Here is a 10239-nt window from a genome sequence, read left to right as displayed (position 1 = left end):
CGGGACCTCCGAGGCGCCGCCTGCTCCCCCGCCGCCCGCCTCCGGCTCCGGCCGGCCGTCCCTGCGCCACCGCCTGGCGGAACGGGGCGTCGACCGCAACCTCCTCCTGCTGCTGCCCGGAGTGGCCTTCCTGCTGGTGCTGTTCTGCTACCCCTTCCTCTACGGCCTCCAGCTCTCCTTCCAGCCCAAGGAGGGCGGCGGCCCGCTGGCCAACTACCGCACCTTCTTCACCGACCCGTATCTGCGCGAGACCCTCTGGATCACCCTGCGTCTGGCCGTGCCCGCGGCCCTGGTGAACTGTCTCGCCGCCGTCCCCGTCGCCTTCCGCACCCGCGGGAACTTCCGCGGACGGCGCCTGATGATCACCCTGCTGGTGATGCCGATCACCCTCGGCACGGTGCTGACCGCACAGGGCCTGCTCGGCTACCTCGGCCCGACCGGCTGGTTCAACAAGATCCTGCTGAACCTCGGTCTCGTCGACGAACCCCTGGGCCTGGTCCACAACTACTGGGGCGTCTTCGCGTCCCTGATCATCACGGGCTTCCCGTTCTCGTACCTGCTGACGCTGTCGTATCTCACGGGCATCGACCCCAGCCTGGAGCAGGCGGCGTCGACGCTCGGCGCGAACCGTGTCCAGCGCTTCCGGCACGTCATGCTGCCGCTGCTCGCCCCGGGCCTGGCGATCACGTTCTGTCTGTCCTTCGTGCTGGCCTTCGCGGTCTTCCCGTCCGCCCAGCTGGTCGGCGACCCGCGCGGCAGTACCCACGTCATGTCGATCGAGGCGTACCAGGCGGCGTTCCAGGACTTCGACTACTCCCTCGGGTCGGCGATCGCCATGCTGATGGGAGCGGTGATGCTGGTGGTCGTGGCCCTGGTGATGCTCTGGCGCTCGATGCTGTACCGCGGGTCGACAGGAGGCAAGGGCTGATGGCCGGCACACCCGCAACCCGCGACCCCGCGGCCTCCCCCGCTCCCCCGGCCGCCCGGGAAGCCCGCCGCCGGTGGTACCGCCGCCCCTCCAACTGGGTCGCGCTGGCCGTCTTCGGCTTCTTCTTCGTCAACCTGGCCGGGGTCATCGGCGTACCGCTGCTCGACTCGTTCGGGACCCGCTGGTTCACCACCTGGCTTCCCGACGGCTGGACGACGAAGTGGTACGGCGACGCCTGGCAGGAGTTCAAGCTCGGCCAGGTCTTCTGGGCCACCGCCCTGGTGTCGGTCCTGGTGGTGTTCTTCTCGGTGGTCATCGGCGTGCCGGCGGCCTACGCCCTGGCCCGGCGGCAGTTCCCGGGCAAGAAACTCGTCCTGCTGCTGTTCCTGCTGCCGATCCTCGTACCGCCGATCACCTACGGCATCCCGATGGCCACGGTGCTCTACAAGTTCCATCTGGCCGGCACGTTCACCGGCGTGATCCTGGCCAACCTGGTCCCGTCGGTGCCGTTCGTCGTGCTGACGATGACCCCGTTCATCGAGCAGATCGACCCCCGTATCGAGGCGGCCGCGCGGATGTGCGGCGCCCGCACCACGGCCATCTTCCTGCGCGTCCTCGCCCCGCTCCTGGTCCCCGGGATCCTCGCTGCCTCGGTCCTGGTCCTGGTGCGCACGGTCGGCATGTTCGAACTGACCTTCCTGACCGCGGGCCCCGACAGCCAGACCCTCATCGTCGCCCTCTACTACGCCATGTTCTCCGCGGGCATCCGCACCCAGCAGTCCATCGACGCGATGGCCGTGATGTACACCCTGTCGATGCTCGTCCTCCTCGTCCTCGCCCTGCGCTACGTGAACCCGACACAGCTGGTCACCCGGGTCAGGGACGAATAGCTTCCAAAGGCCGCGCCCCGGAGCCGGCGGCATCGCGGGCGACGGCCGGTCACCCGGTCACCGGCGCCGGTCGGGGACCGCCCCGCCCGGTCCCGGGGCCGTCCGGGGCCGGCCGAGCCCCATCGCCCGGCTGTCGCACAGCCGCGACCAGCTGACGCGCCGCAGGGACGAGGCCGCCCGGCGCGGATTCCCCGCCCCGGCCCCCGCTCCCACCACTACCTCTGCCACTGCCACTGCCACTGCCACTGCCACTGCCACTGCCACCGAGCCTGCGAGGGAACCGGACGAGATGCTGCCCAAGGCCGACCCCCTGCCCGCCCCGGTGGACGACGGCGCCCCGCCCACCTCCCGGGCAGGACGCTCCCGGCCCTGGCCTTCACCGGCACGGACGGAGATGCCGTCCGTCTGGACGCCGTATCCGACGGCCGCTGGGTGCTGTTCCTCTACCCGCTCACGGGAGATCCGGCCGCCGACATCCCGGAGGGCTGGAACGAGATCCCCGGCGCCCGCGGATGCAGCCAGGAGGCCTGCGGCTTCCGCGACAACCTCGACGCGCTCAGGGCAGCAGGCGCCGACCGCGTACTCGCCCTGTCCTCGGACCGGGCCGACTACCAGCGGGCGCTCGGCGACCGGCTGCACCTGCCCTACCCGTTGCTCTCCGATCCCCGGCTCACGCTTGCGGACGAGTTGCGCCTCCCGACGTTCGAGGCCAACGGCCAGACGCTCTGCCGGCGGCTCAGCCTCGTACTGCGCGGTGCCACGATCGAGCACGTCTTCTATCCGGTCTTCCCGCCGGACACCCACGCCGACCAGGTGGCGCAGTGGTTCCGCGACCATCGCGACGCGTGACCGGCGTCCGCGCCAAGGACGCGGTCGCGGCCGGTGACCGCCTTCAGCCCGGAGGCCGGGCGGACGGCACGGGAGAACTCGCGCGTGCGCCGGGCCGAGCACTCGGAGGCGGCGGTCTCCGCCGTGCGCAGCGCGCCGTCACATCCGTCCCGCACCGTCACGGGCGCCGGGCGCCCGGCGCCGGAGCAGCGCGGGCCGCCGGACCGGCCGGCGGGGCGGGCGCTGCGCGTACCGGATTCGGACCGGTCCCTGCCGCCGCGGCTCCCCGGACGGAGCACACCCGGTCGTCGCCCACCCCGCGGGCGGGTGAAGGTGGCACTGGGTGCGTTCCGCGTGGCGCGGCCTTTGTACGTCGCTGTGAGGGGAGACCGAGATGTCCCAGAGCCCGGAAGCCAGGGCCGCGGAGCCCGGGATCGCCGAGGGCAACGCGGCGGTGCGACGGCGGTACCCCTTCGACGACACCGCGGACCTGGACGACGCACGCCGCGGATTCCTGGGCACGGCCCGGGACCGCGTGATCCGTGACGCCGGGGGACGCGCGGTGTGGGACCTCGACGCGTACGGCTTTCTCGGCCAGGACTGCCCCGACACCGCCAATCCGAGCCTGTGGCGGCAGAGCCGGCTCTGCTCCGGCCACGGCCTGTTCGAAGTGACCGACGGCATCTACCAGGTACGGGGCTTCGACCTGTCGAACATGACCCTGGTGGAGGGCGAGCGGGGAGTCTTCGTGATCGACCCGCTGCTGTGCGCCGAGACCGCCGGAGCGGCGCTCGCCCTCTACCGGAGCCACCGAGGTGACCGGCCGGTCACCGGGGTGCTGTACACCCACAGCCACGCCGACCACTTCGGCGGCGTGCGGGGTGTCACCGGCGACGACGAGGTCGCGGCCGGCGTCCCGGTCCTCGCGCCCCGGGGCTTCCTCGACCACGCCGTCAGCGAGAACGTCTACGCCGGTACGGCCATGAACCGCCGCGCCGCCTACATGTACGGCGCCGCACTCCCGAAGGGCGGGCGCGGGCAGATCGGGGCCGGTCTCGGCCAGACCCTCTCCACCGGTTCGGTCGGGCTGATCCCGCCGACCCGGGAGATCACGCACACCGGCCGGAGCGAAACGGTCGACGGCGTCCGGATGGTCTTCCAGCTGACCCCCGGCACCGAGGCCCCCGCGGAGCTGAACATCCACTTCCCCGACCACGCGGCACTCTGCATGGCGGAGAACGCCACCCACAATCTGCACAACCTGCTCACCCTGCGCGGCGCGCAGGTCCGCGACCCGCGCACCTGGGCCCGCTACCTCACGGAGGCCGTCGACCTCTTCGTCGGCAGCTCGGACGTCGCCTTCGCCTCCCACCACTGGCCGGTCCGCGGCCGCGACCGCGTCCTGAGGTTTCTGTCCGAGCAGCGCGACCTGTACGCCTATCTGCACGACCAGACGCTGCGCATGCTCAACCAGGGGCTGACCCCGCTGGAGATCGCCGAGCGGATCGAGATGCCCCCGGCCCTGGAACAGGCCTGGCACACCCACGGGTACTACGGTTCCGTCAGCCACAACGCCAAGGCCGTGTACCAGCGGTACCTGGGCTGGTTCGACGGCAACCCGGCCCGTCTGTGGGAGCACCCGCCGACCGAGGCGGGCCGCCGGTACGTCGAGTTCCTGGGCGGTGCCGACGAGCTGCTGCGGCGCGCCCGGCGGTCGTTCGCCGACGGTGACTTCCGGTGGGTGGTGCAGGTCGTCAACCACCTGGTCTTCGCCGACCCGGACAACGCCGGGGCCCGGCAGTTGCAGGCCGACGCCCTGGAGCAGCTCGGATACGGCAGCGAGAACGGGACCTGGCGGAACTTCTTCCTCATGGGAGCCCTGGAACTGCGCCACGGCGCGGTCGGCACCCCCACCTCCACCGTCGCGCCGGATCTGCTGGCCGCCCTGACCCTCGACCAGCTCTTCGACGCCCTCGCCATCCGCGTCGACGGCCCCCGCGCGTGGGACGCGGACATCGCCGTCCGCTTCCGGCTCACGGACGGCGATCCCGTCACCCTGCGGCTGCGCAACGGCGTCCTCACCCATGTCCCGGGCACCGGCCCCGCCGCGGGCGAGCCGGACGCGGAGATCACCCTCGGCGAAGCCACCCTGCGCGCGGTCCTCCTCGGCGCCACGGCCCCCGGTGAACTGACCGGCCGCGCGGACGTCGAGGTCACCGGCGACCCCGGGAAGCTGGCCGAACTCCTCGGTCACCTCGGCGGCCCGGATCCCGGCTTCGCCGTCGTCACCCCGTGATCCCGCGACACTCCGACAGCCCGGGGGTGTCCCGTCCGCCCGGGGTCCGCAACCGCCGCCGATGTCCCCGGGACCTTGCGCGACGGCCCGCGAGCGGTCAGGTTGTCCCCCTGGGGCGTACGCGAGGCGGGAGACGCAGAGGACGCAGAGCACCCGGAGAATCCAGAGAACTCAGAGAAAGCAGAGAACGCGGAGAACCCTGTTCCCATGCTCAACACAGGACTCGACCAGCGGGTCGTACTGGTGACCGGCGGCAGCGGGGGCATCGGCCGGGCCATCAGCCGGGCCTTCGCCGCCCAGGGCGCCCGGGTGGCGGTGCACTACTACGCCACGGAGACCGCGGCCCCCGGCAACCGGCGCTGGGAGCACCGGACTCCGTCCGCCGAAACGGCACACGCGTTCGCGGCGGAACTCGGCCGGGCCGTCGCCGTTCCCGCCGACCTGTCGGCGCCCGACGCGGCCGAGCGCCTGCTGGACGCGGTCGAGGACCCGATGGGGCCGGTGGACGTGCTCGTCAACTGCGCGGCTCACTGCGAGAGCCCCGACACCGTCGACGCACTCACCCCGGAGGGCATGGAGCGGCACTACCGGGTCAATGCCATCGCACCCGCCCTGCTCACCGGCGAACTCGCCCGGCGTGCCGACGGTGCTCCCGGCCGGCAGCCGCCGTGCGTCGTGAACGTCACCACCGACGCGGCCCGTGCCTTCCCGGGCCAGATCGGCTACGGCACGTCCAAGGCCGCCCTGGAGGCGTTCACCCGGGCGGCCGCCCTGGACCTGGGCAAGGCCGGAATCCGGGTCAACGCCGTGGCACCCGGCCCCGTACAAACGGGCTGGATGTCCGAGGAGTTGGAGGCACAGGTCCGCGAGCTGATCCCGCTCGGACGGGTGGGACAGCCGGAAGACATCGCGGACGCCGCCGTCTTCCTCGCCTCTCAGCAGGCCCGCTGGATCACCGGCCAGGTCATTCAGGTCGCCGGGGGCCACGCCCTGTAGCTCCCGGCGACCTGGCCTGGTGGGAGTCGGCGAGGACGGTCGCGCAGCCGCTCGGGCGCGTGGCCGGACCGGGCTGATTGACGTCCGGACCGGGTGCCTCCATGCTTCTGCGGCAAGGGTTTCCAGAACGTGACCGTTCCCGGCCGCCGCGTGCTCCTCGCGGCGCATCTCCTTCCGAGGAGCCCCCAATGCACCGGCTCCGCCACGCCCTCCCTTGCCGCCCACCACCCCGGCCGGCCCCGGCGGAAACGGACCGCGCCCCGCCCACCAGCCGGCCCGCCCATCGCGGACGGGCGGCCGGACACCGCTCACGGAACCGGAGGCGCACCGGGCAGAACAGCGTCGACCGACGGCGACAGGCACAGAAGAGGGCGCAGGGCAACACGACGCACAGGCGGAGGAACCATGCGATTACCCCCGAACGAGTCCACGGCCACAGGACCCGGCACGCCCAGCCGGAGGTCGGTGCTGGCGACCATGGGCACCCTGCCGGTGCTGCTGGCCGCGGCGCCGGCCGCGGGCGCTTCCCGGGCGCCGTCCGCGGCGCCCGCCGCCGATGTGATCGTCGACCCGTCGGCGGAGCGGCAGACGATCCGGGGCTTCGGCGGCATGAACCACACGGTCTGGATCAGCGATCTGACACCGGCCCAGCGGGACACGGCGTTCGGCAACGGCGAGGGACAGCTGGGGTTCTCCGTGCTGCGGATCCCCGTCCACGAGAACCAGGCGGACTGGGCCCGCGAGGTCGCCACGGCACGGCGCGCGACCGAACTGGGCGCCACCGTCATCGCCTCCCCCTGGAATCCGCCCGCCCGGATGGTCGAGACCTTCGTCCGCGGCAGCCAGACGAACGCGAGGCGGCTGCGGTACGACATGTACGCGGCCTACGCGCAGCACCTCAACGACTTCTCGGCCTACATGCGCGACAACGGGGTGGACCTGTACGCCGTCTCGGTGCAGAACGAGCCCGATTACGCGCAGGAATGGACGTGGTGGACCCCGGCCGAGATGATCCGCTTCCTGCGGGAGAACGCCGGCTCGATCAGCACCAAGGTCATCGCGCCGGAGTCCTTCCAGTATGTGAAGAGCTTCTCCGATCCGATCCTCAACGATCCACAGGCGCTCGCCAATCTGGACGTGCTCGGGGCTCACCTCTACGGCACACGGTCCCAGGACTTCCCCTATCCGCTCTTCCGGCAGAAGGGCCAGGGCAAGGAACTCTGGATGACCGAGGTCTACCACCCCAACAGCAGCGACTCGGCGGATCTCTGGCCCCAGGCACTCGACGTCGCGGAGCACGTCCACCGCGCCCTGGTGGACGCAGAGTTCCAGGCGTACGTGTGGTGGTACATCCGGCGCAGCTACGGTCCCATGCGGGAGGACGGCCGCATCAGCAAGCGCGGTGCCGCCATGGCGCACTTCTCGAAGTTCGTCCGGCCGGGACACGTGCGGCTCGATGTGACGCCGAGCCCCCGGGCGAACGTCCACACCTCGGCGTACAAGGGCGGTGACGGCGCAATCGTCGTCGTCGCCGTCAACAAGGGGGCCTCGCCGGTGAGTCAGTCGTTCACCCTCGGGAACGGCGCCTCGTCCGGCGTGACGTCCTGGTTGACGGACGCCGGCCGCACCCTCGCGCCCCAGGGCGCGGTCAGCGTGTCGAACGGCTCCTTCACCGGCGAGCTTCCCGCCCAGAGTGTGACGACCTTCGTGACCGGATAGGGGGCGAGCCGTCCCGCCACCGGGTCCGGCCACCTCCTCGGCCTCGCCGTTCCGCCGCCAGGTCCGGCGACCCCGTCGGCCACCTCGTCCGGCCTCGTGCTCCCGCCCCTCCGGCCGGCCCGGCGGGCCCGTCCGGAGGGGGCCGTCCGGAGCGGGGCCGTCCGGCTCACCTCACCGGCAGCCTCCTGGTGGGCGAGCTTCCTCGCGCCGCTCGTCGTACGTCGCCGACGGCCCCCTCCGCGCGGCAGGCGGCCGCGGTGGGGCCGGAGCAGTCGGCGTCCCCCGGCTCGGTCCTCCCGGACGATTCGCCCGCCCGGCGGCGCCACGGCGGCGGCTGCGGGACGTGGAGCCCGTCGGCGTCGGGACGCGGCCGGTTCCGCGAACCGCGGGCTCATCCCGGGACGGCCGTCGAGGCGTGCGCGGTCCGCCGCGCTCCCGTGGTCAGGCGGCGGTGCGCTCGCCGGCGGGGCGGCGGCGGAGGCCGGGCTGCTGGAGAGCCGGCGGCACATGGGCCTGGTCGAGCGGGGCGACGTCGGTGCCCGGCGGGACGATCTCGTCGATCCGGTCGAGGATGTCGTCGGTGAGCGCGACGTCGACGCCGGCGAGAAGGTCGTCGAGATGGCTCATGGTGCGCGGCCCGACGAGCGCGGTGGTCACGCCGGGGTGAGCGATCGCGAACGCCATGGCCAGATGGGTCAGCGGCATGCCCGCCTCGTCGGCCAGCGAGATGAACTGCTCGACGGCGTCGAGCCGGCGTTCGTCGTTGAGGTGCCTGAAGAGACCGGCGCGGCGGAGTTCGTTCCGCCCTCCCTTCCGCACGCGCCCCGTCAGCAGTCCCTGTCCGAGCGCTCCCCAGGCCAGCGTGCCCACCCCGTAGCGCTGCGCGACCGGCAGCACCTCGCGTTCGATGCCCCGGTCGAGCAGGGAGTACGGCGGCTGCTCGGTGTGGAACCGTGCCAGACCGCGCCGCTCGGCCACCCACTGGGCCTCGAGGATGTCGGACGCCGGCATCGTGGACGTGCCGATCGCACGGACCTTCCCGCTGTGGATCAGGTCCGACAGCGCGGAGAGGGTCTCCTCGACATCGGTGTCGGGGTCCGGCCGCTGGAGTTGGTAGAGGTCGATGTGGTCGGTCCGCAGGCGGCGCAGCGAGTTCTCCACCGCGGTCACGATCCAGCGCCGCGAGGCGCCCCGCCGGTTGGGGTCGTCGCCCATCGGACGGCCCATCTTGGTCGCGAGGACCACATCGTCGCGCCGGCCCTGGATCGCCTTGCCGACCACCTCTTCGGAGTCGCCGTAGACGTCGGCCGTGTCGATGACGTTGATTCCCGCGTCCAGCGCCTTGTGGATGATGCGGGCCGAGTCGTCGGAGTCGGGATTGCCGATGGTCGTGGCGAACATCAGTGCGCCGAGCGCATAGGGGCTGACCTTGATACCGGTCCGGCCGAGCGTGCGGTACTGCATGGCGATCATGCCTCTTTTCTCAGGATTCCGGATCATTCGTGAACACCGGTGCGCCCGTGGGCGACGGCTCAGCTGTCGTCGGGGCGCCCGCCCGCGGTACGCGGCACTCCGGTGTCCGTCCCGTCGCACCTGCGGGGCGCCGCCGGTCCGTCGAGCCGGGTTCCAGCGTGCGGCGGTGCGGCCGCCGGCGGGAGAGACGCCCTCATCCGGGGACCGGCAGTCCCTGGCTGGGCCCGGGCCCGCCGGTGCATGGTTAAGGCGTGGACAGAACCGAGCTGGCCGACTTCCTCCGCCGCTGCCGCACCCGGCTGGCCCCTGCCGACGTGGGCCTGTCCGAGGGCACCCGGCGCCGCACCCCGGGACTGCGGCGTGAGGAGGTGGCGCAGCTCGCGAGCATGTCCACCGACCACTACACGCGGCTGGAGCAGGCCAGGGGCTCGCGCCCGTCCCGCCAGATGCTCGCCGCCGTCGCCCGCGCGCTGCGGCTGAGCGGCGACGAACGCGACCACCTCTTCCATCTGGCCGGCGAGGAGCCGCCGCGCAACCGGCCGGCCACGGAGCACGTACGCCCCGGGCTGCTCCTCGTCCTCGACCGGCTGACCGACACGCCCGCCCAGGTGGTGAGCGACCGCGCCGACATCCTCGCGCAGAACGCGATGGCCAAGGCGCTCCACGGTGACGCGTCCGCCCGGCCCGAGGCGGAGCGCAACATCACCTGGCGGTTCTTCACGGACCCGTCGGGCCGGGACATGTTCCCGCCCGAGGACCGGGACCGCTCCGCCCGCGCGGCGGTGGCAGATCTGCGCGCCACACTCGCCCGGCGCCCGGACGACGCGCGGCTGGCCCGGCTCGTACGCCGGCTCCGCGCCGCGAGCGAGGAGTTCTCCGCGCTGTGGGACGCCCACGACGTCGCCGTGCGCCGCAGCGACGTCAAGCGCTTCCTGCATCCGGTCGTCGGCCTGCTGGAGCTGGACTGCGAGGTGCTGCTGAGCCCGGAGCACGACCAGCGGCTGATCGTCTACACGGCCCGCCCGGGCAGCGAGTCATCCGGGCGGCTGAAGCTGCTGCGCGTGGTCGGCCTCCAGGATCTGGCCCGCGGCTGAACCGCCGCACGCGGC

General features: G+C 72.6%; 8 protein-coding genes. 7 read left to right on the top strand and 1 reads right to left on the bottom strand.

Annotation, left to right across the window (positions count from 1 at the left end; genetic code table 11):
- The 6 genes from GCU69_RS00680 to GCU69_RS00655 all read left to right on the top strand — a co-directional run.
- Positions 1–928 (top strand): ABC transporter permease (locus tag GCU69_RS00680; protein ID WP_328629973.1); only part of this gene is annotated, 928 nt, incomplete at its 5' end.
- A complete protein-coding gene (locus GCU69_RS00675; protein WP_098750258.1) occupies positions 928–1818 on the top strand; it encodes an ABC transporter permease in 891 nt (296 codons plus the stop codon). The genes GCU69_RS00680 and GCU69_RS00675, both read left to right, overlap by 1 nt.
- 186 nt (positions 1819–2004) lie before the next feature.
- Positions 2005–2667, top strand: a complete 663-nt coding sequence (locus GCU69_RS00670; RefSeq protein WP_328629974.1) for a peroxiredoxin — start codon at positions 2005–2007, stop codon at positions 2665–2667.
- A gap of 373 nt (positions 2668–3040) precedes the next feature.
- Positions 3041–4942 (top strand): alkyl/aryl-sulfatase, encoded by a 1902-nt coding sequence (locus GCU69_RS00665; protein WP_156204835.1) that lies wholly within the window; start codon positions 3041–3043, stop codon positions 4940–4942.
- A 207-nt stretch (positions 4943–5149) separates the two neighbouring features.
- Positions 5150–5938 carry an SDR family NAD(P)-dependent oxidoreductase gene (locus tag GCU69_RS00660; protein WP_098750260.1) on the top strand — a complete coding sequence of 263 codons (789 nt, stop codon included), beginning with the start codon at positions 5150–5152 and terminating at the stop codon, positions 5936–5938.
- Positions 5939–6343: 405 nt separating this feature from the next.
- Positions 6344–7657, top strand: coding sequence for a glycoside hydrolase family 30 beta sandwich domain-containing protein (locus GCU69_RS00655; protein WP_098750261.1), 1314 nt, complete (start codon positions 6344–6346; stop codon positions 7655–7657).
- A gap of 441 nt (positions 7658–8098) precedes the next feature.
- On the opposite strand, the gene GCU69_RS00650 is transcribed toward GCU69_RS00655, so the two are convergent.
- Entirely contained in the window at positions 8099–9121 is a 1023-nt protein-coding gene (locus tag GCU69_RS00650; RefSeq protein WP_098750280.1) for an aldo/keto reductase, read from the bottom strand.
- Positions 9122–9381: 260 nt separating this feature from the next.
- On the opposite strand from GCU69_RS00650, the gene GCU69_RS00645 reads away from it, so the two are divergent.
- A complete protein-coding gene (locus tag GCU69_RS00645; protein WP_098750262.1) occupies positions 9382–10224 on the top strand; it encodes a helix-turn-helix transcriptional regulator in 843 nt (280 codons plus the stop codon).
- Positions 10225–10239: the final 15 nt, after the last annotated feature.

The sequence above is a fragment of the Streptomyces lycii genome, from assembly GCF_009735685.1.
GTDB classification, from domain to species: domain Bacteria; phylum Actinomycetota; class Actinomycetes; order Streptomycetales; family Streptomycetaceae; genus Streptomyces; species Streptomyces lycii.
Note: the sequence above shows the minus strand (reverse complement) of the source record. Positions and strands in the feature narration are given on the sequence as shown.